This window comes from Kitasatospora sp. NPDC048722, from assembly GCF_040650235.1.
Lineage (GTDB): Bacteria > Actinomycetota > Actinomycetes > Streptomycetales > Streptomycetaceae > Kitasatospora.
The window spans coordinates 1-25,723 of record NZ_JBEZGX010000060.1; the positions used below are offsets into that span (position 1 = coordinate 1).

A 25,723-nucleotide genomic window follows, 5' to 3' on the forward strand; every position below is an offset into this window, starting at 1 on the left:
GCCGCGCCGACCCGCAGGACGCCGTGTCGGCGGGCGACGTCGTCGATCAGGTAGGTCAGCGGCTGCGGGACGGGCGTGCGCGAGTGCTGCTCCAGAGCCCCTGCTGACGCAGGGTAACCGAGCTGGCGCTCGGTTACCGCCTTCGGGGCTTCGCCCCTTCGGCGGGGCGGCGGCGCTTCGCACCGCCGCCAATGGAAAACGCCGGCGCTTCGCGCCGGGTTGGCCTTCGCTTCGCTTCGGCCCGCTCCGCGTCCTGGGGTTCGTGGGGGGTGTGGTGGGGGCCCGCTTCGCTGCGCTCCGCTCGGCAAGTCGGTGCGGGCGCCGACGCTCCGCGTCGGCTCGTTGGTGGTCAACTCGCTTTCTCCTTAGGTCTGTTGACGGTTTTTAGGTTCTTCCTCAGTGTAGCGCCTTTCCTCATGGTATTTGGTGTTTTGTATCAGTTTGTGGCTGTCGGGTGATCCCCCCTCATCTCGGGTTCCCCCTCGCTACGCTGCGCTTCGCTCAGAACGGCGCGCCCCCTTCGTCGTTGGCAGGGGGTGAATCCCTCTCCTGCGCCCCGCTTGCCGGCCCGGCCGATTTCTCTGCCTGGTGGCAGGCTGCACCTGGGAGCCTGCGCTCCTGCCTGCCACCTCTGCCCTGGAACGGTTCCGGCGGACGCCGGGCCCATGGTGTGGCTGCCCGCCGCCCGTGCTCCCCGGTACGTCTCGCTGTGCGCAGCGTGCCGGGCTGGCCGGCCGGGACGGCGGTGGCTTGAGCTGATCTCTCCTGACTGGGTGTGGCGGGGTGCGGATTGGTGGCCAGCGGCGGCTGACGGGCCTGCGGATCCTCGGCTGCCGGGGCCGGTCTATGCAGGGCCGCTGCCTGGTGGCCTGGCGTGAGATGAGTGAGGCCCCCGCACTCGGGAGGAGTGCGGGGGCCGTGTTCTCACAAACCGCCGGGGGTGCTAGCCGTCGAGCGGGTCCTCGTGCCGGTACAGCGGCCGGCGAACGGGGCGGTTGACGCACGGCTGTCCGTAGGCGCTCCGGCGCTCCGCCGCGTCCGGCGCTTCGGGGAGTTGGTGGCGGCTTTCGCAGTTGACGCCGCCGCAGTGGAATCCGGCGGGCTCGGTGTGGCTCACTCGTCGTCCCAATCCCGGTAGAGGGGGGTCACCTGGCCGCCGTCGGCGAGGGTGGTCCACTCGTCACCGATGCTGACCGCGAACGAGGCGTAGCCGCGGGTGCGTAGTTCCTTCTCCACGGTGTGCCGGTCCCACTCACCCATGGTGAGGTGGAAGTGGTCGTGGACGTCGGCGGTGTCGGTCGTCAGCATGGTGATGACCCATGCCCCCGGGGTGTCGGCGTTGGGGTAGGCGAGGGCGAGCAGCGGTGCGCGGACGTTGGCGGCGGCGGCCAGGGCGGCGTGTACCTGGTCGCCGAGCGGGGCAACCGGGATCGAGGGGTTCGGCAGGAAGCGGCTCGCCTGCCCGCCGGCGGCTTCGCGCTGGCTCATCGGGTTTCTCCTGTCTGGGTGTTCGGCGTCCGGCCGGGGTGGGTGCTGGCGGCCTTCCGTTGCGCAGCCCGCTGTTCCAGCTCCGCGAGGGTTGTTGCGATCTCGTCCTTGCGCCACTGTTCGGGGGCGTTGGCTCGGGCGAGGCCGAGTGCGTAGGCCTGGCGGAGCAGCTCGGGTTTCGTGTGCTTGCGCATCAGTTCGTGGATGCGGGCGACCCGGGCGGCTCGCCGGGCTGCGTCGGCGGCGTCGTTCTCGTCTTCGGGGGTGCTCATTGGGGGGTCCCTCCTGGTGGGGGATGATGAGCGGCTGCGGGCCGTCCCCATCTGCCGTGGGGACGGCCCGTCGCTCATGGTGAGCGCCAGACTACCGGCGGCGCTCAAGTGCCGTTCTGTGGCGGCCGGGTGGGGCTCTGTGGCCCGCCGGTTCAGAGGATCTCGACGTCGTCGTTCGAGAATCCGAGGTCGCCGCGCTGGAAGCCGACGTAGGCGCCGCCGTTGAAGTAGTCGAGAAGGGCGCCCTCGACCGCGTCGTGGGCGCCGAGTTCGTCCTCGGCGCGGGCGAGCTCGGCAGCCTGCTCCGGCGTGAGGTACAGGTCGATGGCCCGGGCGCGCATCGCGTCGGACCTGCGGATTTTGAAGTCGTGGGCGCGGTCGACCCGGATCCGCACGGCGCCGTGGCCGGCTGCTTCCATCTCCTTGGCCTTGCGCTCGCGGCCGCGGTCGGTGACCTGCGCTGCGGTGGCCTGTTCTTCGAGGCGGGCGGCGGTCTCCTTGGGCAGCTTCTTGCGGGTGCCGTCGATCCAGCGGAGCACGGTGCGCGGGGTGACTCCGTAGTCGGCCGCCATCGCCTTCGTGTCGCCGTCGTAGACCTTGTCCCGCACGTGGCGGGCCTGGGTGCTGGTCTGCTTGGGGGTGGTCTTGCTGGAGAACAGTTTCTCGGTGATCCGGCGAAAGAGCCCGGCCATGTCAGCTCTCCTCGGTCTCGGTGAGCGGGTTCCCGGCCGTGTCGTAGTCGTGGGTCAGCCGGGAGGGGTGGAGCTGCTCGTCCATGGCGGCGGCCACGGCCTCCATGGGGACCGAGGACTCGTGCTTGAACGAGCCGGGGGCAGCCCCGAGGCGCAGCGCGCCGGGGACGGGCTTGCCGTCGTCGGTCTTGGGGAGCAGTTCGCGGGGTGAGGGGGCGGCGGTGGCGTAGAGGTAGGAGTCCACGTTGATGGCGATCGGGGTGCGGCCCGTGAGCTTCTTGGTCTTGCGCATCCGGCGGTGCGCGCCGGTCCGGGCGGCGGAGTGAATCGCGAAGCGGTTCTCGGGCCGGTAGGTCCAGGCCGCGGCGACTTGCTCGGCCCACTGGTCGTCGTCGTGGATGTAGCTGGCGTTGCCGCTCCACTTGCCGATTCCCCCCTTGTAGACCGCCTTGTAGGCGGCGAGGAGGACCAGGGCGTCGGCCTTGGCGGGGTTGGTGGCGGCGTCGGCCTTGAGGGTCTCGTAGGCGGCGAGGAAGTCCTCGTCGCTCATGCCGTCCACGATGCCGAGGACGGCGTAGCAGCGCTTGTACCCGCCGCGGATCCGGGCGGTCCAGTCCTTGAGGATCGCGACGGAGTGAGTGGAGAGGTAGGCGCGGGTGATGGTTGCCGGGTCGAAGCCGTACTCGGCGGCCATGTAGGCGACGGTCGGGGTCGCGTACCAGCCCGGCCCGGTGGGCGGCAGGCCGTGGAACGTCGCGGGGTGCGGAAGGTCGTCGTCGACCTGGATGTCGGTGAAGTCGCACAGCCAGATCCCGGCCGTTGCGGTGCTCCAAGCCGGCGACTCGACGGGTTCGAGTGGGCCGACGGCGAGGCGCAGGGTCTCGGTGACGGACAGGAAGCTCGCGCAGACGTCGACGGCCACGGCCCACGGCATCGCCCGCTCGGCAGCGGTGAGCGGGCGGGCCCACGCATGGAAGTCCTCCTCTTCGCACACCGGGTTGCCGGCGCGGCGCTCGGCGAGGGTGAGCGGGTGGCGGGCGCCGGCGGCCGGCGGGACGGCGAGGTCGCCGGAGGGAAGTGCGCCTTCGCGCGGTACCGAGCGGGGCTTGCCGTCCTCGCCCTGTACGCGGGTGGTACGGGGGCGCAGGGCGTCGATCAGGTGCATGCTGGTGACGGCCGCGGTGGCGCCCGGGGCGACGCCGAGGTCGCCGACGAAGGAGCGCAGGCGGTGGGCCAGTGTCAGGCCGTTGGGGGTGTCGTCGGGGCCGAGGGACAGGGCGGTGACGAGCTCGCCGGCCTTCTGCGCTGACTTGTCGCCCTGGCCGAGCCACGGGACGATCAGCAGCTTCACCGAGACGTGGCGTCCGGCGGTGCGGCGGCGGTAGACCTTGAAGCCCGCGCCGATGGTGGCGGAGAGTTCGAGGTTGGCGGCGGTGGCGGCCTTACGGACCTTGGCGTCGAAGCGGGCGAGCGCGGCCGCGGTGGCGGGCAGCTTCGCCGGGATCTTGAGCGCGGCGGCCGCGGCGGCGGTCAGGCAGACCGTGCCGTCGGCGTCCGTGCCGTCCCTGTGGAGCCGGTCGACGCCGAGCATCGGCAGACCGGCGCCGATCCACGCGAGGAGCGCGTCCCAGGTGAGTTTGCCGGTCGGGGCGGGCATGTCGGTGTCCACCGTCCATTCCCCGTCCACGACGTCCACGGCGACGGCGGCCGCGGTCTTGGCCGGCGCCGTACGGGTCGGGCGGGTGGTCTTGGTGACGGGGCGCCGGGCCGGGGCCTTCGCCGGTTCGCGGCGGGGGGCCGGCTCCTGGCGGGCGGGGGCCGGGACCGGGGCGGCGGGCTGCTCGATCGTCGGGGCCGCGGCTCGCGCCTGCTGGCGCAGGACGGAGTCGGCCCGGCTGGCGGCCGTGCACCCGGCGGGGCAGCGCTTTTGGACGGGCACCATGCGCTGGCCGTGCTGCTCCCACACGGTGATGTAGCCAGGGACGGCATGGCCCGCGCACTCGGAGCACCCTGCCAGCCGGATAGGCTGGCCGGGGGCATTCACGTTGCGGTCGTCTCGCATCGTGTTCCTGCCTCTCCCGGGGTCCTGGTCTAGCCACCAGGGCCCCGCTTCTGTTGCCGGCTTAGCCGGCGTCGGTCGCGTCTCGGTCCGTCCGGCGATCGCGCCACGGTGCGCAGCGGGGTGCCGGGGTCGGGCGGAGGTGCGGTCAGGCGTTGTTCTCGTGGTCGGTGTCGTCGTCGAGCACGTGGTGTGCGTGCTTGGCGGTTTCCTGCGGGTTGGCCGCGGCGAGGGCGGCCAGGACGCGGAGGGTGTCGGACATGCTTACGCGGCGGCCGAGGATCGCGCTTACGTTGACGGCGGCGACGCGCAGGGCGTCGCGGCCGGCGGGTTCCACGTTGACGGCGGTGAACTTCTTGGCCATGGGTCAGCTCCGTCCAGCATCTCTATTGGGCACTGTAGCGGACTCCATTAGTGCCCACTAGTGTGCGGCAGTCTAAAGCACTCTATGGAGTGATCCGGCGAGGCGGCGCTCCGGGCGGACCGCCGCTCTACCGGCCCTTCAGGATCTGGTCGACGCGGGCGGTGGACAGGCCGAGCAGTTCGCCGACCTGCTTGAGGGTGCGGCCGGACCGCAGTTCCTCGACCGCTTCCCGGCGGATCTGCTTGGCCTCCTTGACGGTCGCCGGCAGGAGGTCGTCAAGGAGCTCGCGCGCGGCGACCTCGCGCGCGATCGGGTCCTTGATCCCGCCGAGGGTGGCGAGCAGGGCGTCGAGGTGGGGGCGAAGGTCGGTTGCCATGGGGTGAGGGTACGGCCGACACGACACGCTTTCAAGCCCCCACTTGAAATCCCGTGTCGTGTCTCGCCGTCAGCTGTCGGCCGCCGGCCGCGCCTTGGCGCCCCTCCACCGATTTCACGTCGAGCGCGCCGCGCCGCTGCCGACCCAGTCGATCACGTGCCGACGGCGCCTCTCGTCGCCGTCGAGGGCGGCGAGCAGCCGGTCGGCGAGTTCGAGCGCGTACTCGGGGTCCTCGGAGGTGAGGCGACGCCAGGCGAGGTGCGCGTCGCGGGCGAGGCGGTCGGTGTCCTCGGCGGGCGCCGCGACTGCCCGGCGCCGTTCGACGGCGAGGAGCAGCAGGTCCGCCGCCTCGGGCCAGTCGCCGCGGCGCAGGGTGAGCCAGGCCCGCAGGCCGATCGCGTTGAGGGCGTGGGGGTGGTGTTCGCCGTAGAGGCTGGTGAGGGCGGAGTCGAGCATCTCGGCCGTGGCAAGGGCTCCTTCGAGGTCGCCTTCTTCGTCTTGGGCGCGGATGCGGACGAGCAGGGACTCGTACACGGGCGGGATCGCGGCCCATTCGCTGTCAGGGGCCGCGGCACTGTTCGGGGTCGGCGCCGGGGGTTGCGGTGTGACGGCGTGACGGACGACGGGAACCTCGTGCGGCGGGCCCGCGGGCGGGGTGAACGGCGGCGGCGCGGCGGCAGGCTGGACGGGCCCGGTGGCGAACTGCCGGACGGGCGCAGCGGGGGGCGGGGCGGGTGTGGGCAGCGTCGGTCGGACGACGGCGGGCGGCGGGGCCGGGGCCGGGGTGGGCAGGACTGCGGCCGGTCGGGGGTGCGGGTGGGCGAGGGTCACGGGCGGGCCGTCGACCGGGACGATCAGGTACCACGCCGTGCCGTCCACTTCCTTCGCGGTGACGCGGACGGGCCGGTCGAGTAGTGCCGCCTTGATCTGGACTTCCCGTAGGGCGGCGATGCGGACCTCGTGCAGGTCCGTGTTCGGCGGGACGGGCACCTCCTCGCCGTTGAGGAGGGCGCCGCCGGCGCTGGTGAGGGTGACGGTGTAGAGGGGCGCGGCGGGGACGGTCGTCGGGTCGGTGGTCATCGGTTCTTTCTCCCTTTATCCCCCGGCGGGGTAATAGGGCGGCGCCCATCCAAGGTATTTTGCTCCCCATTTTGTTTCGATTGTTTCGGCGGGGACGATGTCGATATGACCAGGCCTCAGGATATCGGTCGAGGCCACCTTTCCGTCTCCGATGTAGACGGCTACGTGTCCGTACTGTCCGCCGGTGTCCCAGTAGACGAGTGCGCCGGGCGGGGGGTTGCGGTCCCCGTCGTGCCGCCATGCGGCCGGGATGATGTTGCGGTAGTGCTCGATGGCCCACGCGTGGGTGTTGGCCGGGGGGTTCGTGTACCCGGCGTAGCTCCAGCCGTAGGCGGCGGCGGTCGAGGCCAGGCACATGGCCTTCCACGTTCCGGCGCCGCTGGCGGCCTCGTGCTTCTCCCACGCGATGGCGTCGGCGATGGAGCGCCGGTTCTTGACCATGTCGGGCCAGGTCGAGGAACTGTCGTGGAATGCGCCGCCGGGCGTGGTGGGGGGCTGCTCGGGAAAGCAATTCCCGTTGCCGGTTGTGGGCGTGCTGCCGGCGGTTGTGGGGGTGGCCGCGGCGGTTGCGGTGGCGGCGGCGCCAGCGCGATTGAGGTCGATTCCGGCTTGAGCGGCGATTTCGCGGGCGGCCTGCTCGTGCCGGTCGTAGAGGTCGGGGTAGGCCGATCCCTGCACGGCTTGGGCGGCTTTGCCGAGCGGCTTGTCCTGCCAGTACGGGACGTGGATCAGGCCGCCGGGTCCGCCGTGGTCGTGGTCGACGCCGTTGTAGAACGCGTGGGCCTGGTAGTCGGGGTGCCCGCGGATCTGGTCGGGCCTCCCCCAGCCCGTCGAGGGGCGCTGCTGAAAGAGACCTATGGAGTCGCGGTCGCCGCCGGGGAGGTCGAGGAGAGTGCTCTCCTGCAGTGCCGTCATGAGGCCGATCAGGGTCGCGCGGCCGGGAAGGCCGGCCTCCTGCGCAGCGCGGTCGATCGTCTTGGCGTTCTCCACCTGCTTGTCGCGCATCGGGCCGCCGGGGTAGTGCGGGGTACCGCTGGCACCACCGGTGGAACCGCCGCTGCTGCCACCGGGCAGCGGGGCGCCGGGGGTGCCGAGGCCACCGCACGGGGTGCCGGTGGCGCTCGCGCTTCCGGCGCCGCCACCGATCATGCCGAGCACCAACAGGCCGATCATGCCGATCGCGGCGGCGATCCCGCCGGCCTTGAGGAGCAGTCCGCGGCCCGCCGTCTGCGCGGCGTAGCGGGCGACGTCGCGGCCGTCCATCAGAGCCCCAGCAGGGCGGACACCCGCCACTGGTTGTCGTCGGTGAGGGTGACCTCGGCGCTCAGGACGGTGGTCTGCGTGGTGGTGTCGTAGCCGGTCACGGTGATGGTGGCGGTGACCTTGCGCCAGACGCGCAGCGGGGTGTCCGGCGGCAGGGTGGAGTCCGCGGGGGCGGTGGTCACGGTGGTGACCTTCGCCGCGGCTGCACCCTGGCTGACCAGCTTCGTGAAGCCGGGGTCGCTGTGGCCTTCCATGTTCGCTGTCAGGGCGGGCGTCAGGTAGGGCGCGGCCCGCTCGACGCTGGCCTTGTGGTCTTGGTCTTTGACGGTGTCGCGGGTGAGGTAGAGCCGGATGGCTTCCTGCGCCACTGTGTCGGGGTTGGTGCGGTCATGGGTGGGCTCGGGGGTGTCCGGTGCGGTGGTCGTGGCGGTCGGCGGCTGGTCGTCGTGGGAGAGGGAGGGTGCCGCCGAGGCGGCCGGCGCGGGGCCGGCCGCCTGGTGTCCGCCGCCGCTCGGCCAGAGCCACCGGGCGCCGAGACCGAGGCCGAGGATCAGCACGACGGCGAGGATCGCCCCGACGGGGTTCACCTGGTCGCGGCGTCGTTCCTCCTCGATCCACGCCTTCGTCTGCCGCTTGCTGTCGCGGCGGTGCTCGGCGCGGGCCGCGCGGCGCTCGCGGCGGCTTCCGGTGCGAGCCTCCTCGGGCCTGGTGAGGCCGCGGGCGAGGATCTCCCGCCACTCCTCGGGGGTGCGCTCACGGTCGGCGGACATCTGGTCATCCCCTCCTTGTGGCCCGTGGCGTGGGCCCCTGCATGCGGGCGGCGGGTGCCACCTTGCGGGCGGGCGGCGGCGTCGTGGCGCCGCTGCGGCGGCGCGGCCGGTCGGCGACGACGGGCGGGGTGCGGCTGATCACCTCGCCGCGGATGACGCGCGGCTCGCCCGGTGCGGCCGGGGGCGGGGCCTGCCGGAACCCGTACTCCGGTCCCGGTGCGTCCGGCTGCGCCGCACGCTGCTGTCCGGTGCGCGGTGTCTGCGCAGTGGTGGGCGGCGTGGTGCGAACGGGCGGCAGCTCGGGCCGACGGGTCTCGGGGATGGCGGCGGCTGGCTTGTCGCTGCTGCCGATCTCCGGGCGGGACGTGGTCGCGGAGCCGGCGGGCAGCGGCGTGCGGGCGGTGCCTGCGCCGGTGCCCGCCGGGACCGGGCGCGGTTGCGGCTGCGGGCGCGGAAGCGGCCGGGGCGACGTGCGGTGGTCGCTGCCCGTACGCGTGCCCCATTCGTAGGCCGGGCCGGGTTCGGCCGCCGCTGCCTCCTGCGGCGGGGGCGGGGGCGGGGGGATGGGCCGCGGCCGGGTGGGCGTCGGGGGCAGGCCGCCGCCGGAGCGTCCGCTCCCGCTGTCGCTGCCGCCGACCGTGCCGGAGCTGCCGCCGCTGCCGGAGCCGCCGCCGCCCTTGCCTCCGGGGTCCTTGCGGGGCGGGGTGGACGACTGCGGGGGCTTGAACGTGCGCCGGCCCACCTTGCTGAGAGCCCGCATGGCGAGGATGCCGCCGATGGCGCTGCCGCCGCTGCTGGAGACGCCGAAGATCGTCGCCACCGTCGACCGGAACTTGATTCCGACGACGGCAACGGCGATGGACAGCCCGGAGCTCGGGAGCCACCCATAGGTGCCGAACATCTGGGTCGAGGCCGTCTGCAGGCTGAGCACGGCGCCCAGGACCAGGGTGGCGATCATGGACTCCAGCACCCGGCCGACCAGCTGGTCGAACCACGCCAGGCCCCACCTGCGGGGCCGGCCCGGGATCACCCACAGGCACGCGAACACCACGCCCGTCAACAACAACATCAAAGCGCCGAGCAGCGAGGCGAGCGAGGTGAAACAGAGCATGATCACCAGGACCGCAAAGATCAACAGGGAGATCAGGCAGGGAATCAGCACGGCCAGTCGCTGGGCGGGACGGTGCCCCTGACGCCACGACACGCTGTCCTTGCCGACCGCGTCCCGGGTCACGTTGTCCTGCAGCCATTCCTTCCGCTTGTCGGCGTCGGTCCCCTTGTCCAGCACCTGGGTTCCGAACTTCCGGCACACCTCCATCGAGCCGAATTCGGCCAGGCACCACGGGGTGACCACGTAGGCGCGCCACACGCTGTCGGAGCTCTTGCGCAAGGCGTCGTCCCGCACGTTCCCGGTGAACTGCGGGGCATGGTTCAGCTTGAACGGAAAGTCTTGCGTGCCGTCGCCGAGCCCCGCGCTGGTGGCCTGCATCGTGATGCCGGCCCCCAGGGTGCGCGCGGTGTCGACGCCGGAGACCCAGGTACCGGGCGAGGTCAGCAGCGAGATGGAGACGATGCCGGAGACGGCGACCCATGCGATCTGCGACAGGCTGTTGCCGCTCTTCTTCTGGTCGACGAAGGCGATGAACATGCCGAAGCCCAGGGCGGTGGGAAGCAGGGTCTCCGCCAGCCCGGTGGCCGCGCCACCGATGCTCCGCGTGACCGCCTTCTCCAGCTCAGGGATGCTGGTCAGTGCAAAAAGCCACTGCACGATGACGACGACCGCACGGCCGACGACCACGATCAGCATCATGACCAGGTCGGCGAAAGCTTCGAGCGTGGAGTCGAGGACGTCGCTCACGCCGAGGTCGCTGTCGAGCTGCCACAGCAGCATGTTGTTGTAGGTCTCGAAGAGCGTGGTACCCCCGGGCGGGACGCTGGTGCTCGGAGACGGCATCAGGTCGCCGAGGCCGACCGGGGCAATGTTGGCGGCGTGCGCGGGCATCGTGCCCAGGCACAGGAAGAACAGCAGCGGAATCAGCAGGTTCCGCAGCCGCGGCACCCTGCTGAGCAGGGGGAAGATCGGGATCACGGGGTGACCTTCCCGAGAATGGCCGTCAGCTCTGCGGGCGAGTTGATCGCGTCCTCGTGCTGGTCGACCTTCCACGCGCCGTCTTCCTGGACCAGGCGCAGCGCGCGGCGGTCGGTGTCGACGGGCTTGTCGGGCCAGGTGACGGACCAGGTGGCGTACACGGCCCAGCCGGCCGGGTGGTTGCCGGCGGCGGGGACGGCGGTCACGTTGCTGAGGTCGACCTTGCCGGTGTCGGCGAAGTCGGGGCCGGTGGGGGTGGCGGTGGCGATCGGGGGCGGGGTGGAGCCGTCGGCGTACACGGGCGGCGGCAGCGTCGGCGTCGGGGAGGCGGTGGGGCTGGGCGACCAGTGCTCGACCGTGACGGGGTTGGCCGCGTGGTCGTTCTCGCAGTCGGCGACGCTGCCGCCGCGAAGGCGCGCCGTCATGAGCGTGCACGCCTTCGGCCAGTCACCCTTGTTGGCGGCTTCCTGGTACTCCCGCGCGGCCTTGAGTACGGCGGCCGACGGGTCGTCGGCCTTCTTTGTCTTGGCGCCGTCCGAGCCGCAGCCGGCCACCGTGAGGACGGCGGCAGCAGCGGCGGCGAGGGCGGCGGCGTGGATCCGGCGGAGCGTCATACGGTCACCTTGTCCATGGTCACGGCTCCGTCGCCGGAGTCGGCGGCGGCCTTCGGGGAGGTGTCGAGCAGCTGCTTCAGCTCCCAGGACGGAATGTCCCACTGCACGGTGGCCGCCTGGTCCCGGCGGTCCCGCACGATGCAGTGGCCGTGCCGGATCTCGCCGTCCGCATGCAGGCCGACCGAGCGGATCAGGGAGCGGGTGTGCGGGCCGGCTGGCAGGCCGAGCAGTTCGGCCAGGGCGTCCTGCTGCGATGCCGTCGTCAGCTGGAAGCCGGCCACCGTGGTGAGCTGCTCGACCACGCCGGTGAGGCGGGCCAGCGACTCCGGGTCCTGCGTGTCCAGCAGCAGGGACGTCCCGAGCGCTCGGCCGACGCGGGCGACGTAGGAGAGGAAGGCCGAACCCTCACGGGTCGCGGTGAGAACGTGCACCTCGGGCACTGCCACCAACTTCCGCAGGCCTCGCAGATCCTTGCGGCCGGCCGTCACCACGCCGAACGCGAGCATGCTGTGCATCAACGCCACCGACAGGCGTTGGCTGACGTTCCAGTCCTCGCGGTCCGTCTCCAGATCGGGCAGGCTCAGCCCCGGCATCTGCACCACCCACACGCCGGGCTCGGGGCGCAGCGGGATCGTCTCCGATGTCGGCCGACCCATGAACGGGGCGCCGACGCCGGTCTGTGCCAGCTCGAACAGCGCGTCGCCGGCCTCCTTGGCGAGCGGGTCGGAGGAGGCGCGCAGGTGCTCGATCACACGCCATGTCGCCGGGTTTCCTTCGGCAACGACGGCGTTGACTGCCTTCTGAATCGGGGTCTCGGCGCCGCGGGCGCGCAGGTGCGGGGGCAGGGCGATGCCGAGCTGTGCCGGGACTTCGATCTGTGCGCGCTCGCTCGCCTCACCGGCGAGCAGGACGAACAGGTCGGCGAACCCGGCGTACCTGGAACCGGTCTCGACCAGACGGGAAGGCAGGCCGTACTCGGCGGCGGCCACGGTGAGCCCGCCAAGGTCCCCCTTGAAATCGAGGGCGAGGGTGAAGGCGCCACGGAAGGCCGCGTCCAACGTGCTGAGCATGACCGCCGTGGACTTGCCGCGCCCGGACCGGCCGACGTAGGCGGTCGTGGTCGCGTCGCCGCGGTCGGACCCGCCGGTGACGTCGTTCCTGAAAGGCCCCGGGGTGCTGCCGGTGAGGTAACCGGCGATCGGCCCCTCGTCGTCACCGACGCGGGCACCACCCCAGAACCAGGACCCTGCCAGCGCGGTGACGTCCCGTACGTGCCCCAGGTCGGGGATGCGCAGTCGGTCGCCGGGCTGCGTCTCCAGCCACAGTTCCCTCTGTTCGTCCTCCGCCGGGTCGATGTCGATGCCGGTGCCGCCGTAGTAGTCGACCACGGCGTCGATCCGGGCGCGCAGGTCGGCGAGGCTGACAGTAGAGGTGACGACCAGTCGCGGGTGATCCTCCACGAGCGTCACGTCGTCGCGACGCATGTCCCGCGTGAGGCCGGCCATGGTGTCCTCGGTCTCGGCGATCTCCCGGCCGGGGTCCTCCGCGCTGTGCCGGGCCGCCGAGCGGCGCTGCTCCTTGGCGGCGCGGCGCGCGTCCTCCACGGTCTTGATCGCGTCCCTCTTGTGCTGCACCTTGAACCGGACGCTCGCCTCGGGGCTCACGGGCAGGATCAGCGCGTCCGGATCGTCGTCGTCGCCGGTGGGCTCCGGCACGTAGTTGATCTCGGAGAGCACCCGCAGCCACTCGCCGGCGCCGGGGACCGTCATCTCCTCGGGGAACCCGGTCATGGTCAGCGTGGCGGTCCACGCCACGACCTTGCCGTCCGCGCCGACCACCCGCAGGTGGTCCGGATAGGGAAGGATGCGCCCGCGGGTGAGGGTGGCGAGCTGCGCGCCGGTGATCTGCCCGCGGGGCGCGGCCGGGATCGGGGCGGCCCGGTGCTGCTCGCGGGAGATCATCCACGCCAGCATCTCCACGCTGGCGGGCTGCGCCTTCCACGGCGACGCTTCGAGCCGGCGGCCGAGGCGGCGCATCGTGGCGTCGAGCTTCGCCAGCTCCCGGTTGCTGAGCGAGGGGGCACCGATCCCGAGGCCCTCCTGTACGGTGCGGCGGCCGGCCGACTGGGCGGCGCCGGTGCGCTCGGTGAGCTTGACCCCCAGCAGCAGGTGACGGGAGGGCAGGCCGATCTGTTCGAGGCGGCGCACACGCAGGGCGGCCCACCGCTGCCAGTCGCCGGCGGCGAACATGGCCTCGGCCTCGTTCATGTAGTCGGCGGCGTGCAGGGGTGACCACAGCACTCGCAGGTGGCAGTCCATCCCGGACAGGGTGTGGGTCAGGGCGGCGATCGCCTGGTCGAGCTCGGCGTCCCGGGCGGGCTCGGACATGAGGTCCGTGTTCGAGCTGCCCAGCACGTACCAGGCCTCGGCGTGGGCGTCCGTCAGGATCAGGCCGTCCGCGAGGGCGGTGTAGCGCGGCGGCGGGGCCGACCGCTCCCCGCCCATGCCGATGAACTGTCCGATCTTCTGCGCGAGTGTCATGCGCGTGCCCCCTTGAAGCTCTGGCTAGTTGTGGAGTGCCTTGCGGCCGTAGGCCTTGCCCACCGCGTCCGGGCCGTACAGGCGCGGGCGGGCGTCCAGCCGCAGCGGAACGCCGGAGGCGGAGGGGATGCGGTCCTCCGGCCCGAGCCAGCGCTCGACCAGGCCGCCGAGCGGGGAGCGGAGGAGGAGGTCGAGGCGGCTGCCCCAGCGAGCGCGGCGGCCCAGCCACTCGGAGCGGTGCGCCGCGCGGCGTCCGCCGCAGATGATCGGGCGGTGCCCCAGGAGCAGGTACCGGAGCGTGATGGCCCACCGGGTGAGGTTCCACCGGCGGTCCAGGCTGCGGCTGTGCTGCGCCCCGAATCCGACGGCCAGCGCCGGCGGGGCGACGTACAGCGTGAACGTGAACCGGCTTGGCAGACCGAGGACGAGCAGCAACAGGCCGTCCCACGCAGCGAACAGGATCAGACCGAGGATCAGTGCGCGGCGCGGCGCGCCCTCGCCCAGGTCGACGCCCAACAGCTCGTGCTGGCGCGTTTCGAGCTGGAAGTGCCGGGTGTAGGTCCGCCCCGTGCGGGCCATCAGGTGTTCCCGGTGATCTTGGTGAAGATGTCGCCGAGCAGGGTCTTAGCCGTGTCCGGAAACCAGACGAAGCCGACGACGATCACGGCAGCCACGATGGTGGAAGTCATCTTCCCCCACTCCTCCTTCATGAACTGGCCGACCAGCCGGAAGGCGCAGAAAAGCAAGAAGGCGTTCCCGACGACCAGGAGACCCCACGTCTTGAATGCGCCGAAGTCGGTCAGCGCGAGCTGTGTAGCGGCGAGGTGTTGCACTTCGATTCCCCTTCGAGCAGGTGCAAGTGATCAGGGATTATGACGCGGGACTGCGCCCAAGTGGCTCCGCCGGCCGGGACGTTGCCGGTCAGCCGGTGGCGCCGCCGTTGACGGCCGAGACCTGCCACGTCGCAGCGGCCGTGCTGGACACCCGGGTGAGGGTGACGCGGTACGTCTGCTCGATCTGGGCGCCGGCCAGGGCCCAGGAGACGCGGGCGGTGCCGGTGCGGTCCGTCCCGTCCCCCTTGTCGATCGTCCACGCGGCCATCGACCGGAACTCGATCCCCGCGGGCAGCGGCGGCAGGACGGCGCCGGGCGCGGTCACCGCGGGCGCCCCACCGCTGCCGCTGGTCGCATACGCCTTGAAGAACGCCTCGACGGCGGGTTGCGTGGCGGTGCTGAGCGGGGAGTCGGCTTCGACGGCGGCCGGGCGCTGCAGGGCGGGGCCGTGCTCCGGCAGTCCGACGAGACCGGGTTGCCCGCTGACGACCAGGCGACCGGGGGCGGCGGTGGCGACCGGAACCTCCAGGGCCACCCAGAACGCGGCGGCGGGCGTGGCGGCCGACGCCGGAGCCGGGGCGCCGGCGGCAGGGGGCGGGGTTGCGGGTGCGGTCGCGGCGGGGCGGACCAGCACGTCGACCCGCACCCGGGCCTGGCCCTGCGGGCCGGGGCTCACCGCGTCGGCGACGATGTCCACCACGTCCTGACGGCCTTTGCCGTCCCAGCCCATCCCCGTGTCGGCACCGGCGGGCAGCAGACCGGCCAGGGCCTGCGCCCGCTGCGGTGCGGCCGCCTCATCCCACGTCAGGTAGGCGCGGGCGAACCGGCCGGCGAGGGCCTGCGCGGCCTCGACCGGGTATGCGGGGCCGGTCGACGCCGGGGCCGGAGCCGCGGCGATGGGGGCCTTCGGCGGGATGATCCACGACCGGATTCCGGTGATGGCGGCGAGCCCCACCACGGTCCACAGCAGTCCACGGCCGAGGCGACGGGCGAAGACGGCCCCGGACTTCTCGTCTTGCGGCACCCACGGCACAGCGGGCGCCGGGACCGGCGGCCGCACCTCGGTCGCGGAGGCGGCGCCTTGACGGCTCGTCCGGGCGGCGAGGTCGCGCCCGGCTGCATCCCAGGGGTTCGACGGCGGCGACGGTACGGCGCCGGTGCCCGGCGGGGGGAGCGGCGCGTGAGGGGGCTGCTCGGCCGGTCCCGGGGCGGCGGGTTCCGGCAGTCCGGCGAGCAGCCGGAAAATCCTGGCAACGCTGGGCATGACCCGTCCTCCCCGTCCCCCTGCGCCACCCCTGACGCACAGGTGATCGACCATAGGCCCTCTGTAAACGCCTCGTCAAAGAACTTCGTAACGCTTCCGGCGTAGCGGGAGGAGGTGCGGGATGCGCATCCGGGTTCGGTGCGTGCCGGATAGAGTGCGGCCCCCGGCCGGTCGGACAACGAGAGGTGGCCGTATGCGGATACGTCGTGGTCGACTCCGCGAGCTGAGGATTCAGCACGGAATGACTCAGGCTCAGGTTGCCGATGCGCTCGACTGTTCGCGCTCGGCGGTGTCGACGTGGGAGACCACGGGAAGACCGCCGCGGCCGTCTCGTCTGGGGCGGCTGGCGGATCTTTTCGGCGTTTCCGTTCGGGAGATCATTGAAGGCGGGATTCTCCCCACCTTGCGGGAACTGCGCGTCGCGGCCGGGATGCGTCAGACTGATATTGCACGGCGGCTGCACGTCCAGGCGTCGACCTACTGTGACGTCGAAACCGGACGGCAGAGAGTCCCGCTTCGGTGGGTTCCCATCCTGGCCGCCGAATTCCGGGTATCAGCCGGGTTCCTGACGTCCTTACGGGTTCCCCGCCCCGCCGTGAAACCAGGCGGTCCGTTATCCGTCGAGGCGCAGCGGCAGTGTCCCGACTTCGGCGCTCCGGGAGATTCTTGAGGGGCATTCGGCGCGAGGAGTCGCCGCCCTTACCGGATCTTCCCGGAGCCTGTTCCAAAAGGCCACCGGCTGGGCCCGCCTCGGATCTTCTTCGACCGTTGCTCGGACGTCTCACGGCGCCGTTCCGGCCGGGACATCCGCCGTGGTCCGTTTGTCTCGCCCTCCAGTCCCCGCTTCGGCCGACCGCGAGTAAAGCGGCCCATGCCCAGGGATTTCCGGGCGACCGCCGGCGGGGGCCGGGATCGCCCGGGATCGGTGGGGTAATGCAGGGGGCCGGACCAGGGTCTCCCCTGTGTCCGGCCCCGTCGGTCATCCGGCTACGCCGTCCTCCTGATTCGCGTCATCGGCAGGCTTTCGCTGGTTGCGGATCTTGTTGTCCTTCTGCCACTGCTCCCACCGGGCGAGCCAGCCGCGGAGTTCCTCCTCGCTGAAGAATTGCGTGCTGCCGTCGCTGATTCCCTCGGGCGGCTCGATCCCTCGCTCGACGCCCCGCTTGAAATACGTGCGCGCCGTCGAAGCCTTCCACGGGAGGATCTGCTTCTCGTAGGCCTCGGCGAGCGAGTAGGTCACCGGGAGCACGTCCTCGGCCGGCGCCTCCTGCGGGCCCGGTGCTGTCGCGCCAGCTGTCGCCTCGGCTGTCGCGTCCGCCGGTGTCGTGTGCTGTGACGTGGGAAGACCCGCGCTGATCGCCCCGCCTGCCGCCGGTGCGACAGCCCTGCGCGACCCCGGCCCGAACCGGCCGCCGGGCAGAAAGTCGCCGGTCGCGGCCATCTCGTTGACGGTGGCCAGAACCTCCGGCGTGACCCACGGAGCCATCTCCCCGGCGTCGAACCACCCGGGCGCGGGCGGGCATTGCGCAAGAAGGCGGGACACTTCCGGGGTGATGTAGCAGGGCTGGACCTCGCGGACGTACAGGTGATCTCCGTCGGGGTGGAGGCGGTTGTCCGTATAGGCGCCGCGGCCCTTCACCGACGAGTCGATCCCGAGGACCGGAGTGGACTGCCCGAAAGCAACTCCCCAGCTGATCCGGTCCTGCTGACCGACCGCAATGCGCGTTCCGATCTGCGCCCGTTCCATGGTGCCGCCGAAATACGAGTTGGCGAACTGCTGCGTTCCCACCACGACCCGGTGACCGCTCGACCGGCCCTGAAGCAGGATGATGCCGAGCCAGTCCAGGAAAGGCGGTGTGCCCTTGCCCTTGAGCCCGTACCGCCACCACGTGTACGCCAATTTGATGAGCGTCGGGAGCTCGTCGACAACGAGGGTCCGGGGCACGAGCATGGCGCGGAGCGCCGGGTCGGCCCCGCGCTCCATGGCCGCTTCCGCCGCCATCATGCTGACCAGGAATTCGGCGAAGGCCGCGATACAGGCCTTGGCGTCCTTGTGGATACGGACACCCGAATGCCCGTCGGCCTCGATCAGCGAATTGCGCTTCGTGTCCAGGACGTCGATCAGCTCGCCGCTCTGGCGGCCGTGGACCACCGGAATGTAGAGCACGGTTGATTTCCCGGAACCGGTGGCACCGGCCACGCCCCAGTGCGGGGTTGCGCTCTGAGTCTCGATCACGACTTCCACGATGTCGAAACCTTCGATCGCAAGGCCGATGAAGACCCGGCGCGGGTCGCCGGTCGACCTCCACGGAACGTAGTCCGGGAGTTTCGGCTTCTGCTTCGGCTTGGGTTTCGGCGTCCATACGACGTAGTGCTCGCGCGTGGTGCGCTCCCATTGGGCGACCCATTCGCCGGGAACCCGTTCCTCGACGACCCGCTCGACGAACGCCCGGGCCTCCGGCGTTCCCGGCCATTTGATCGGAATGCGCAGGACGATTCTCGCGCCCTGCGCGGTGGTGTCGTCGGGAATGTGGAGCCACCGCCGGTCGGGTTCGCCGTCCTCGAATCGCAGCGCCTGGCGAAGACCGGTCCACACGCCGGGTCCGTAGATTTGTCCATCTGTCCACACCGGTTTCGGGGCCGGCCACCACCGCAGGCCCGACGGACCGGTGAGCGCGGCCAGCACCACCGCGGCCGCGATCGCGATCAGGACGAGCCTGGTCTCCTGCGGGAATCGCCACCAGCCCCACGCGACGACCAGCGGCGCCAGGCGCAGCGCCGAGCGGGCGGAGCGCGGCCATCGGTGCCAGATCCGCAGGACCCTGCCCAGGCCCGCCGCGGCGCCCGCGATGATCCGCACGGGCGCCGTCAGCGCGAAGGCGGTCCGGGCTGCGCGGCCGCGCGGCCGGGGCTTGGCGAGGGAGACCGCCGCCGGCGTCGCCGGATCGAGGCCGAGGAGGGCGACCGGGGTCTCGGTGCGCCGGTCGTCGGGTGCGGGCGGGCCTGCCCGCCACCACGTCGCCGCGCTGCGCGGCTCGCCGGTCAGATCGCGGCCGGAGACGTAGCGCCCGATGCCGCGGCCGAGCGTGCCGAGGACCCGCTCGATCGCCTCGTTGAACTCCTTCTGCGCCTGCGGGCTCTTGTTCGCGTTGGCGAACATCGCCAGGACCACCAGCAGCACCAGCAGCAGCCCTCCTCCGCCCGCGAGCATCCCGCCGGGCAGGCCGTCGAGCGGGCCGGGCAACGCCAGGGCGTCCACCTCGGTCACTCCTCCCCCTTTCGTCGTGCCGTGTGCGCCCTGCACCGGGCGCACCGTGCAGCGATCCTCGCAGGCACGAGGAGCGCCCGGTCCCCGAGGTGAGGGGCCGGGCGCCGTCGGAGGGTGTGTCAGGCGGGCAGGGCGGCGATGGCCGCCGGCCAGGGATAGGCGTGCAGGTGGCTCTGTCGGGGCGGGTGCGGTTCGAAGCCGCCGGGGCCCAGGAGGACGGTCACGCCGGCGCCGCGTAGCGTCTCGACGCTGCGCGTGACGGCCGGGTGGGCGGCCTGCGCGGCGTTGAAGTGGGGCAGGGCGGTAATCGGTATGCGCAGGCCGATCGCCTCCGTCAGCAGGCCGAGGGCGAGGGTGTCGGAGATGCCGGCCGCCCACTTGCTGAGGCTGTTAGACGTGAGGGGGGCGGCGAGGATCGCGTCCGGGGAGGGCAGCACGTCGGGCTGGGAGGGCAGCTTGTAGCTGTGGCGGATGGGGTGGCCCGTCAGGTCGGCGAGGGCCGCGAGGTCGATTCCGGCGCCGGGGTCCTCCGTTGCCCAGCGGTGGGCGGAGGGGGTGAGGATCACGCAGACGTCCCAACCGGCCGCCTGGGCGGCGCGGATCGGGGTTTCGAGGTCACGGGCCGGCGGGGCGGCGCAGGCGATCAGGTAGAGCGTGCGGGCTGTGGTCACCCGGGCAGTCCACACCGCCCGGCCAGCGCCCGCAACCGCCCCTCGGCGCTGCCGGCGCCGAGGGTGCGCAGGTCCTCGATCAGGGCGCGGGTGCGCGGGCGGCAGCGCACCTCCTGCTGCGCCTCGGACTCGGCGGCGAGCAGGGCGTCGACCGCCTCGGTCCGCTGCCCGGCCTGCAGATGACCGCGTGCCAGGTCGACCAGGTGATGGGCTCGGCGCTCGCGCGGCAGGGCCGCGCGGGCCGGGGCGGGGATGGCGGCGGCGGTGGCGACCGCCTCGGCGCCGGCGCTCAGCTGGACCTGGGCGGCGACGCGGTGGATTGCGGCGTTGGTCGGTCCGAAGGCCGTCCACATGTGGTTGCCGTCGTAGCCGAGGCGCTCGGCGTGCTCGTCCGCCTGGTCGAGGAGACCGGGAACGGCGAGGGCGAGCCGGTCGTCGCCGAGCTCGGCGGCGCCGGACTGCGCCATGGCGGCCTTGAGGTAGAGCATCCCCAGGCAGGACAGCCCGTCGGGGCCGGCGGCAAGGAGGTCGGCCTCCAGCCGGTCCGCTGCACCGAGCGCGACCGCGACGGCGGCTTCGCCCTGGCCGCCGTGGGTCATGGCGTCGGCCAACTGCCGGGCGGCACTCGCCATCACGACCGGATCGCCGCAGCGTTCGCCCATCAGCACCGCCCGGTGAGCGGCGACGAGCGCGACGTCGCCCGCGCCGTACTTCGCCGCGGCGGCCTCGGTCAGGCCGTAGGTCAGGGAGAGCACACGGTAGGCGCCGAGCCGCTCGTCGCCGTCGTGCCGGGCGGCGGCCCGGGTGGCGTCGACCAGCAGGTCGGGCACCAGGCGCCCCAGCGCGCCGAAGTGCCCGGCCTGGAAGGCGAGCCGGCCATGGGCGTAGCGGGCGAGCAGGTCCGCGACCGGCGCCGGCTCGGAAGGGTCGGGGTCGGCGGCGCCAGTGACGACGTCGTAGCGCTGCAGGACGGCGCGCAGCGCGTCGAGCTCGGTCGCGTCGATGCAGTCGCGGCCGGGGTCGTCGGAGATGAGACGCTCGATCGGGACCCCGAGGGCCCGGGCTGCGCTCTCCAGTACCGACAGTTGGGGGTCGGCCTGCCGGTGCCCGCCTTCCAGTGCCTCGATCCACCGCAGTGAGCGGCGCATCCGGGCGGCGAGCTGCTGTTGCGTCATGTTGCGGCGGTTTCGCCAGTAGGCGACGCGGCGGCCGATGTCGGAGCCCATGCGGTGTCCCTGGGTGCGAGTCGGCCCACACGGTCCGTGTGGGCACTCTCAGTTGTAGCGCGGCTACCGTCCGACCATGGCACAGTCCCCGCACATCCCCAACCCTCCTTCGGCGCCGCGCTCCTGGTCGGAGTTCGGCGAACCGCGCGGCGCGGCGCTGCTCGACGACCTCGTCCACATCGGAGGTGTCGGAGAGGCGGTGTGGGAGTGAAGGAGCTTGACCAGCATGGCGCCAGGCAAGGTGCGCCCTGCCCGGCGAAGGGCCGCCAGGCGGTGACGGCGTGTCCCCAGCACCGGTTGTGCCACGATGAGTTGCCATGACGCACGACGATGACCGGCTGCCCACTGTGGAACAACTGCGCACCGCGTTGGCTGCCCTGGGCTTCAGCAATCTGGGCGACCACCCCGGCGGTAGCGACCGGGTGTTCCTGCTCGGCGCGTTGCTGGCCATGGCCGAGACGCACTCTCGGAAGCTGGAGCGCACCGAGCTGGACAAGGCCGCCGAGGGCTTTCTGTCCGTGCTCATCGCCTACGCCGGCGGCGACCCTCGCGGGGCCGCCCGCGGCTGGGCGGTGGTTCTGGGCGACCGGATCAACCGTACGGCGGTCGAACTGCACGAGGCGGTGGACGGCGAGGGCCGCATGTTCACCGACGTGGCTGGCCCGGCAATGCTGGTCGCCTCCAACCTGCTCAACCTGCTGAACCGCTCCGAGATCGACCAGGAGACCGTGACCAGCACCATCGCCTACGCCGACCAGAACCTCAAGGCGGCGAGGAAGAACCTCGGCGAGATGCGCGAACAGCTGCGACGCCAGGGGTTCAAGCTCTGACCGGGCCGGTATGACGCCTGCACCGATGCTCAACGGGGCCGGCGCCAGCCGAGCGGCTGTTCTCTTGCCGCGCTCGACCCGCACGCTTCGTGCGGGTCCGGACCTGCGGGCCAGCTCTACATTCCGGTCATGACGATCATTCCCAGTGCAAAGCCGGCCGGGGACTCGGAGCTGCAGCCGGAGACCGCCGAGGTTCTGCCCGTCCTGCGGGGCGCTGCGGCGCCGGCCGTCGAAGCGGACCGGGACGCGGCGCTGCCGGGGTTCGGCCGCGACTTGGTGCGCACGGTCGCCGGGGCGGGGCGGGCGGTGGCCCGCGTCGAGGAGAGCGGCGAACACGACGTCGCCGTCGGTGCCCTGACCGCCGTCCAGTGCCTGAGCGCCACCGTTCCGGGCGCTCTGCGGGCCGCCGCCGAGTTCCTGCGGGCGGCCCCGGAGATGGAGCTTCACGGGCTGTTGTGGGCCCGGGTGCCCGATGTCGACGGGCAGTGGGAGCAGCGGTTGACCGTACTGGTCTCCGCCGTCGACCCGGTGCTCGGCGAGGCGGCGGGGGCGACCCATCATGCGGAGCCGAGGGAGTGCCGGACCGCCGTGTACGTCAACCGGGAGGGCGGTGCCGGCCGGGCGTTGGCCGCGGTCGAGCGCTCCGGTCTCTCCCAGGACGGGGCCCTTGAGGCCGCGGCCGAGTTCCTCGGGCGGGTCCCGGCCATGGCGCTCGACGGGCTGCTCTGGGCACGGGTCCCCGGCCGGGTGCCGTCGTTCCGGCTGACGGTGCTGGTGAGCGGGGACCGCGCCACGGTCGGCGGGAGCGCGGCGTGAGCGCCGAGCGCAGCGCGGTGTCGGCGGACTTCGTCCCGCTGGCGGCGCGGCGCCCTGGCCTTCGCATCACCTCGTACACGGTCGCCGCCGACGGTACCCGCAGCGCACCGCCGCCGGCCGTCGAGCTCGGTGCCGTGACCGACCCGCTCGCCTACCACCCCGACGCCAGGTGGCCCGCCTGCCGCTGCGGGAGGCACCCGGCACCGGATGTGCGGGCCGGCGGCGGTGCGACGCGGCAGGCGTGAGAGCGGCGCGGTCTCGCCGGGGGCTCGGCCCTTGGCTCGACGTGCTGCGGGACCTCCCCGTGAACAACCCCTGAAACAGCAAGGCGCCCGACCCCTGGTCGGGGGTCGGGCACCTTCGGGAGGATGCCGGGCCGGCAGTACTTCGCCGGCCCGGGCTCACATCTCAGTTGTCGGCGAGGATCCGCTCGGCTTCCTGCAGCCTCTCGCGCAGGTCCGGCAGGCAGCGGCGGCACAGGCCGTAGGGGGACCGTCCCCCCGGCACCCGGAGGACCTCGGGGAGCACGACGTTCGGCACGCCGACCAGCAGGTCGGGGAGGAAGCAGCCCATGCACCGCGGCTCGGGGTACGTGGCCTCGTCGTCCTCGCTGCCGTCCCAGAGGTCGAGGACGAAGCCGCCCTCGGGGATCTCCGGCCGACGCTTCACCTGCGCGGCGAGGATCCGCTCGGCTTCCTGCAGCCTCTCGCGCAGGTCCGGCAGGCAGCGGCGGCACAGGCCGTAGGGGGACCCTCCTCCCGGCACCCGGAGGACCTCGGGGAGCACGACGTTCGGCACGCCGATGGGGAGGTCGCAAAAGCAGCCCATGCACCGCGGCTCGGGGTACGTGGCCTCGTCGTCCTCGCTGCCGTCCCAGAGGTCGAGGACGAAGCCGCCCTCGGGGATCTCCGGCCGACGCTTCACCTGCGCGGCGAGTACCTGGGCGGCCTGGGCGTAGGTGAGGCCGTTGTCGGCGGCGTTCCGGCGGGTGTCGATCTTGCGGGCGCGATTGCGGGTCATGCCGTCTCCTTCTGGCGGGGCCCACGCTTCCCCGCCCGTGGTGACGGGTCAAGGGATGGATCATCGCGATTCGGGGAACCTTTGCACTCGCTGTCGGGCCGTGCGGCGTGGTCGCGTCGGCGGCGGTGCGGGCAGGCGTTTCTGCCGTAGACAACACTAGGGCCCGGCACCGACAGCGGGGCAGTTTCAGGCAGTCCGCTTGGTACCGGGCCCAGTTCGGGGCTGGGGTGGGTCAGGAGACGCGCTGTTGTGCCTTCGCGGCCTTGGCAACCTCGTCGGCGGCCTGGTGGATGCGGTCGGCGATGCGGTCGGCGGCGGCCGGTACGCCGTCGGGAGCGTCGCGGCGCGCATCGTCGAGCAGGCCGGCCGCGGCGGCCAGGTGCCGACGGACGGTGTCACCGGCGACGGCGTCCCGCAGCAGGGCGACGGCGTGGCCGGCGTTCTGCAGGGCATCGGCGCTACGGCGGGCGGCCTGTCCGGTGTGGACGACGGTCGGGACCTCGGTCCAGCCGAGGGCTGGAACGAAGGTCTGCTCGACGTGGCCGCGGATGGCCGCGAGGTCGGCGTCGATCCGGTCGAGCGGCAGGACGGCACGAAGGTAGCCGGCCTGTTGGAGCGCGGCAGCCAGCTCACCGACGAGGGACTCGACCAGCGCGGCCGCGGTCTCCTTCTCGATCCCGGCCTTCTTGACGACCTTTCGGGCGGCGTCGTGCAGGACGTTACGGGCCTGATCGGCGGTCGGCTTCGGGGGCACGAGGAGGCCGGACTCGTAGAACTCGAAGGTGCCCTCGTTGAACTCGGAGAGGAGCTGCTCGACGACCGCGGAGACCGAGAGGCGGAGCTCCTTCGCCCGGTCCGCGGACGCTTCCCAGACCGGCCCGAGGACGTTGACCGTCTTGCGCTCCTTGCCCGCCGTCGTCGCCTTGACCGGCGGAGCCCCGGCGGTGGCGGCGTAGCGCTTGGGGGCGCTGCGGGGCCGCATGGTTGCCTTCTTGGGCTGCTCGTCGGTCATGGTCGTTCGTCTGCCTCTCGGGGTCGGCGGGTGGTCGGCTCGCTGGCCACGCGCACCGCGGTTGCCGGTGCGGTTGGCACCCTACGACGGGGCGGGCGGCGGCGGGGCGGTGGGCTGCGCGGTGCAGGTCGGGCAGTAGTCACGGCGCTTTCGGCGACTCCATCCGCGGGTGCGGAGGAAGGCGCGCAGCTCGGTCATGGTGGGGGCGGGCAGTGGGCTTCCCCATTCGGTGTCGCAGTCCGGTGTTTCGCATTGGATCGCGCGGTAGATCACGGCGGTCATGCTGCTGCTCCGGCTTGGGTGCGGGGGAGGAACTGGGCGGCTGCGCGGAGTCCGACCCATCGCGCGTAGGACGGCGGGATGCACTCCCTGATGCCGTCACGGTTCATGGTGGGGACGCCGAGGTCGTTGCGGGCTTCGGCGACACCGGAGAAGTTCCCGACGTAGTGGGCCATCTGCCCGACGCGGCGGGGCCTGCCCATCTGGGTGATAGGCAGGTCATGGCGGGGGTGGTGCGGCTGGTCGAGGACGAGGCCTCCGCCGGACTCGAACCACCTGTCCCGGTAGGTCTTGTGGCCGAACATCGTGCCGCACAGGACGACCGGGCTGTTCATGTGGGCGCGGGCGCCGGGGACGTTCTCGATCACCCATGGGACGCCGGTGCCCGTGAGGAGTTCGCGGACCGGCCCGATCAGCTTGGGGTGGTCGCGCCCGCGAAGGACCTGGGTGTCGCTGTAGCCCTGGCATGGCGGGCTGGCGTGGACGAAGAGGACGTGGCGGCGGATCCAGGGGGTCATCGCGGCGAGGACCGCGAGGGCGTCGCCTCGGATGAACGCCGGGCCGCAGTAGCGGGGCTGGGGGTCGATGTCGATGCCCACGACGTAGAAGCCGCGGGGGTGGGAGTCGAGGCCGGCGAGCCCGTAGCCGAGGGTGGCACCGCCCTGGCAGCAGAAGCTGTCAACGATCAGGGGCCGCTCTTCGGCCGCGGCTAGGACGGCGTCGAGGAATGCCGGGAGACGCTGGGGTTCAAGGTCGAAGTCGAGGTCGAGACGGGGTTGCACGGGGCTCCTTTGCAGCAGGGGCGGGCGCACGGCCCGCCCCTGGTCTGGGCGGTCAGGAGAGCTGCGCTCCGGCTTCGGCGGCCAGGGCGGCCAGGGCGGAAGCGAGGACGGAGAG

28 protein-coding genes are annotated in these 25,723 nt (G+C 72.3%); 5 read left to right on the forward strand and 23 right to left on the reverse strand.

Annotated features, from left to right (window positions below; genetic code table 11):
• The 17 genes from AB0C76_RS32850 to AB0C76_RS32930 form a co-directional block, all read right to left on the reverse strand.
• Nucleotides 1-353: helicase-associated domain-containing protein (locus AB0C76_RS32850; protein ID WP_359972616.1), on the reverse strand; the 353-nt coding region annotated here is incomplete at its 3' end.
• Between the two features lie 590 nt (nucleotides 354-943).
• On the reverse strand, nucleotides 944-1,117 hold the full coding sequence (locus AB0C76_RS32855; protein WP_359972618.1) for a hypothetical protein: 174 nt from the start codon (nucleotides 1,115-1,117) through the stop codon (nucleotides 944-946).
• Nucleotides 1,114-1,488 (reverse strand): hypothetical protein, encoded by a 375-nt coding sequence (locus AB0C76_RS32860; RefSeq protein WP_359972620.1) that lies wholly within the window; start codon nucleotides 1,486-1,488, stop codon nucleotides 1,114-1,116. The genes AB0C76_RS32855 and AB0C76_RS32860 overlap by 4 nt, the downstream gene beginning before the upstream one ends.
• Complete coding sequence (locus AB0C76_RS32865) at nucleotides 1,485-1,760, reverse strand: hypothetical protein (protein WP_359972622.1); 276 nt, start codon at nucleotides 1,758-1,760, stop codon at nucleotides 1,485-1,487. Before AB0C76_RS32865 ends, AB0C76_RS32860 begins: the two co-directional genes overlap by 4 nt.
• Nucleotides 1,761-1,912: 152 nt before the next feature.
• Entirely contained in the window at nucleotides 1,913-2,452 is a 540-nt protein-coding gene (locus AB0C76_RS32870) for a hypothetical protein (RefSeq protein WP_359972623.1), read from the reverse strand.
• Nucleotide 2,453: 1 nt separating this feature from the next.
• On the reverse strand, nucleotides 2,454-4,394 hold the full coding sequence (locus tag AB0C76_RS32875; RefSeq protein ID WP_359972625.1) for a hypothetical protein: 1,941 nt from the start codon (nucleotides 4,392-4,394) through the stop codon (nucleotides 2,454-2,456).
• Nucleotides 4,395-4,659: 265 nt separating this feature from the next.
• On the reverse strand, nucleotides 4,660-4,875 hold the full coding sequence (locus AB0C76_RS32880) for a hypothetical protein (protein WP_359972627.1): 216 nt from the start codon (nucleotides 4,873-4,875) through the stop codon (nucleotides 4,660-4,662).
• A 127-nt stretch (nucleotides 4,876-5,002) separates the two neighbouring features.
• Entirely contained in the window at nucleotides 5,003-5,251 is a 249-nt protein-coding gene (locus tag AB0C76_RS32885) for a hypothetical protein (protein ID WP_359972629.1), read from the reverse strand.
• A gap of 114 nt (nucleotides 5,252-5,365) precedes the next feature.
• Nucleotides 5,366-6,331 (reverse strand): hypothetical protein, encoded by a 966-nt coding sequence (locus AB0C76_RS32890; protein WP_359972631.1) that lies wholly within the window; start codon nucleotides 6,329-6,331, stop codon nucleotides 5,366-5,368.
• 15 nt (nucleotides 6,332-6,346) lie between these two features.
• Nucleotides 6,347-7,594: a peptidase M23 gene (locus AB0C76_RS32895; protein ID WP_359972632.1), complete on the reverse strand. Its 1,248-nt coding sequence runs from the start codon at nucleotides 7,592-7,594 to the stop codon at nucleotides 6,347-6,349.
• Complete coding sequence (locus AB0C76_RS32900) at nucleotides 7,594-8,364, reverse strand: hypothetical protein (RefSeq protein ID WP_359972634.1); 771 nt, start codon at nucleotides 8,362-8,364, stop codon at nucleotides 7,594-7,596. Before AB0C76_RS32900 ends, AB0C76_RS32895 begins: the two co-directional genes overlap by 1 nt.
• Before the next feature lie 4 nt (nucleotides 8,365-8,368).
• A complete protein-coding gene (locus AB0C76_RS32905; protein ID WP_359972636.1) occupies nucleotides 8,369-10,453 on the reverse strand; it encodes a hypothetical protein in 2,085 nt (694 codons plus the stop codon).
• Entirely contained in the window at nucleotides 10,450-11,067 is a 618-nt protein-coding gene (locus tag AB0C76_RS32910; protein WP_359972638.1) for a hypothetical protein, read from the reverse strand. Before AB0C76_RS32910 ends, AB0C76_RS32905 begins: the two co-directional genes overlap by 4 nt.
• Complete coding sequence (locus AB0C76_RS32915; protein WP_359972640.1) at nucleotides 11,064-13,607, reverse strand: ATP-binding protein; 2,544 nt, start codon at nucleotides 13,605-13,607, stop codon at nucleotides 11,064-11,066. Before AB0C76_RS32915 ends, AB0C76_RS32910 begins: the two co-directional genes overlap by 4 nt.
• 24 nt (nucleotides 13,608-13,631) lie before the next feature.
• Nucleotides 13,632-14,186 (reverse strand): hypothetical protein, encoded by a 555-nt coding sequence (locus AB0C76_RS32920; RefSeq protein ID WP_359972642.1) that lies wholly within the window; start codon nucleotides 14,184-14,186, stop codon nucleotides 13,632-13,634.
• Nucleotides 14,186-14,440 carry a hypothetical protein gene (locus tag AB0C76_RS32925; protein WP_359972644.1) on the reverse strand — a complete coding sequence of 85 codons (255 nt, stop codon included), beginning with the start codon at nucleotides 14,438-14,440 and terminating at the stop codon, nucleotides 14,186-14,188. Before AB0C76_RS32925 ends, AB0C76_RS32920 begins: the two co-directional genes overlap by 1 nt.
• Nucleotides 14,441-14,528: 88 nt before the next feature.
• Nucleotides 14,529-15,704 carry a conjugal transfer protein gene (locus AB0C76_RS32930; protein WP_359972646.1) on the reverse strand — a complete coding sequence of 392 codons (1,176 nt, stop codon included), beginning with the start codon at nucleotides 15,702-15,704 and terminating at the stop codon, nucleotides 14,529-14,531.
• Between the two features lie 193 nt (nucleotides 15,705-15,897).
• On the opposite strand from AB0C76_RS32930, the gene AB0C76_RS32935 reads away from it, so the two are divergent.
• The gene (locus AB0C76_RS32935; RefSeq protein WP_359972648.1) at nucleotides 15,898-16,374 is read left to right on the forward strand and encodes a helix-turn-helix transcriptional regulator; all 477 of its coding nucleotides are present in this window, start codon (nucleotides 15,898-15,900) and stop codon (nucleotides 16,372-16,374) included.
• Nucleotides 16,375-16,683: 309 nt separating this feature from the next.
• Here AB0C76_RS32935 and AB0C76_RS32940 read toward each other — a convergent pair whose 3' ends face one another.
• The 3 genes from AB0C76_RS32940 to AB0C76_RS32950 all read right to left on the reverse strand — a co-directional run bounded on the left by AB0C76_RS32940 (nucleotide 16,684) and on the right by AB0C76_RS32950 (nucleotide 20,869).
• A complete protein-coding gene (locus tag AB0C76_RS32940; protein WP_359972650.1) occupies nucleotides 16,684-18,972 on the reverse strand; it encodes a type IV secretory system conjugative DNA transfer family protein in 2,289 nt (762 codons plus the stop codon).
• A 119-nt stretch (nucleotides 18,973-19,091) separates the two neighbouring features.
• Nucleotides 19,092-19,643 carry a flavoprotein gene (locus AB0C76_RS32945; protein WP_359972651.1) on the reverse strand — a complete coding sequence of 184 codons (552 nt, stop codon included), beginning with the start codon at nucleotides 19,641-19,643 and terminating at the stop codon, nucleotides 19,092-19,094.
• Entirely contained in the window at nucleotides 19,640-20,869 is a 1,230-nt protein-coding gene (locus AB0C76_RS32950; protein WP_359972653.1) for a helix-turn-helix transcriptional regulator, read from the reverse strand. The genes AB0C76_RS32945 and AB0C76_RS32950 overlap by 4 nt, the downstream gene beginning before the upstream one ends.
• Before the next feature lie 76 nt (nucleotides 20,870-20,945).
• Here AB0C76_RS32950 and AB0C76_RS32955 point away from each other — a divergent pair, with 76 nt between their 5' ends.
• The 4 genes from AB0C76_RS32955 to AB0C76_RS32970 all read left to right on the forward strand — a co-directional run bounded on the left by AB0C76_RS32955 (nucleotide 20,946) and on the right by AB0C76_RS32970 (nucleotide 22,760).
• Nucleotides 20,946-21,080, forward strand: coding sequence for a hypothetical protein (locus AB0C76_RS32955; RefSeq protein WP_359972655.1), 135 nt, complete (start codon nucleotides 20,946-20,948; stop codon nucleotides 21,078-21,080).
• Between the two features lie 106 nt (nucleotides 21,081-21,186).
• The gene (locus AB0C76_RS32960; protein ID WP_359972657.1) at nucleotides 21,187-21,699 is read left to right on the forward strand and encodes a hypothetical protein; all 513 of its coding nucleotides are present in this window, start codon (nucleotides 21,187-21,189) and stop codon (nucleotides 21,697-21,699) included.
• A 129-nt stretch (nucleotides 21,700-21,828) separates the two neighbouring features.
• A complete protein-coding gene (locus AB0C76_RS32965) occupies nucleotides 21,829-22,515 on the forward strand; it encodes a hypothetical protein (protein WP_359972658.1) in 687 nt (228 codons plus the stop codon).
• Nucleotides 22,512-22,760, forward strand: a complete 249-nt coding sequence (locus AB0C76_RS32970; RefSeq protein ID WP_359972660.1) for a hypothetical protein — start codon at nucleotides 22,512-22,514, stop codon at nucleotides 22,758-22,760. Before AB0C76_RS32965 ends, AB0C76_RS32970 begins: the two co-directional genes overlap by 4 nt.
• Nucleotides 22,761-22,923: 163 nt before the next feature.
• On the opposite strand, the gene AB0C76_RS32975 is transcribed toward AB0C76_RS32970, so the two are convergent.
• The 3 genes from AB0C76_RS32975 to AB0C76_RS32985 all read right to left on the reverse strand — a co-directional run bounded on the left by AB0C76_RS32975 (nucleotide 22,924) and on the right by AB0C76_RS32985 (nucleotide 25,608).
• Nucleotides 22,924-23,535 (reverse strand): hypothetical protein, encoded by a 612-nt coding sequence (locus tag AB0C76_RS32975; RefSeq protein ID WP_359972662.1) that lies wholly within the window; start codon nucleotides 23,533-23,535, stop codon nucleotides 22,924-22,926.
• A 232-nt stretch (nucleotides 23,536-23,767) separates the two neighbouring features.
• A complete protein-coding gene (locus AB0C76_RS32980; RefSeq protein WP_359972664.1) occupies nucleotides 23,768-24,547 on the reverse strand; it encodes a hypothetical protein in 780 nt (259 codons plus the stop codon).
• 278 nt (nucleotides 24,548-24,825) lie between these two features.
• Complete coding sequence (locus AB0C76_RS32985; protein ID WP_359972666.1) at nucleotides 24,826-25,608, reverse strand: SAM-dependent methyltransferase; 783 nt, start codon at nucleotides 25,606-25,608, stop codon at nucleotides 24,826-24,828.
• Nucleotides 25,609-25,723: the final 115 nt, after the last annotated feature.

What these genes read in the sequence shown, in the direction of transcription:
- AB0C76_RS32885 (WP_359972629.1), bottom strand. Translation starts at nt 5,251, where the DNA reads ATGGCAACCGACCTTCGCCCCCACCTCGACGCCCTGCTCGCCACCCTC.
- AB0C76_RS32975 (WP_359972662.1), bottom strand. Translation starts at nt 23,535, where the DNA reads ATGACCCGCAATCGCGCCCGCAAGATCGACACCCGCCGGAACGCCGCC.
- AB0C76_RS32950 (WP_359972653.1), bottom strand. Translation starts at nt 20,869, where the DNA reads ATGGGCTCCGACATCGGCCGCCGCGTCGCCTACTGGCGAAACCGCCGC.
- AB0C76_RS32860 (WP_359972620.1), bottom strand. Translation starts at nt 1,488, where the DNA reads ATGAGCCAGCGCGAAGCCGCCGGCGGGCAGGCGAGCCGCTTCCTGCCG.
- AB0C76_RS32965 (WP_359972658.1), top strand. Translation starts at nt 21,829, where the DNA reads ATGACGATCATTCCCAGTGCAAAGCCGGCCGGGGACTCGGAGCTGCAG.
- AB0C76_RS32880 (WP_359972627.1), bottom strand. Translation starts at nt 4,875, where the DNA reads ATGGCCAAGAAGTTCACCGCCGTCAACGTGGAACCCGCCGGCCGCGAC.
- AB0C76_RS32865 (WP_359972622.1), bottom strand. Translation starts at nt 1,760, where the DNA reads ATGAGCACCCCCGAAGACGAGAACGACGCCGCCGACGCAGCCCGGCGA.
- AB0C76_RS32960 (WP_359972657.1), top strand. Translation starts at nt 21,187, where the DNA reads ATGACGCACGACGATGACCGGCTGCCCACTGTGGAACAACTGCGCACC.
- AB0C76_RS32955 (WP_359972655.1), top strand. Translation starts at nt 20,946, where the DNA reads ATGGCACAGTCCCCGCACATCCCCAACCCTCCTTCGGCGCCGCGCTCC.
- AB0C76_RS32920 (WP_359972642.1), bottom strand. Translation starts at nt 14,186, where the DNA reads ATGGCCCGCACGGGGCGGACCTACACCCGGCACTTCCAGCTCGAAACG.
- AB0C76_RS32875 (WP_359972625.1), bottom strand. Translation starts at nt 4,394, where the DNA reads ATGGTGCCCGTCCAAAAGCGCTGCCCCGCCGGGTGCACGGCCGCCAGC.
- AB0C76_RS32895 (WP_359972632.1), bottom strand. Translation starts at nt 7,594, where the DNA reads ATGGACGGCCGCGACGTCGCCCGCTACGCCGCGCAGACGGCGGGCCGC.
- AB0C76_RS32890 (WP_359972631.1), bottom strand. Translation starts at nt 6,331, where the DNA reads ATGACCACCGACCCGACGACCGTCCCCGCCGCGCCCCTCTACACCGTC.
- AB0C76_RS32915 (WP_359972640.1), bottom strand. Translation starts at nt 13,607, where the DNA reads ATGACACTCGCGCAGAAGATCGGACAGTTCATCGGCATGGGCGGGGAG.
- AB0C76_RS32980 (WP_359972664.1), bottom strand. Translation starts at nt 24,547, where the DNA reads ATGACCGACGAGCAGCCCAAGAAGGCAACCATGCGGCCCCGCAGCGCC.
- AB0C76_RS32930 (WP_359972646.1), bottom strand. Translation starts at nt 15,704, where the DNA reads ATGCCCAGCGTTGCCAGGATTTTCCGGCTGCTCGCCGGACTGCCGGAA.
- AB0C76_RS32910 (WP_359972638.1), bottom strand. Translation starts at nt 11,067, where the DNA reads ATGACGCTCCGCCGGATCCACGCCGCCGCCCTCGCCGCCGCTGCTGCC.
- AB0C76_RS32935 (WP_359972648.1), top strand. Translation starts at nt 15,898, where the DNA reads ATGCGGATACGTCGTGGTCGACTCCGCGAGCTGAGGATTCAGCACGGA.
- AB0C76_RS32870 (WP_359972623.1), bottom strand. Translation starts at nt 2,452, where the DNA reads ATGGCCGGGCTCTTTCGCCGGATCACCGAGAAACTGTTCTCCAGCAAG.
- AB0C76_RS32900 (WP_359972634.1), bottom strand. Translation starts at nt 8,364, where the DNA reads ATGTCCGCCGACCGTGAGCGCACCCCCGAGGAGTGGCGGGAGATCCTC.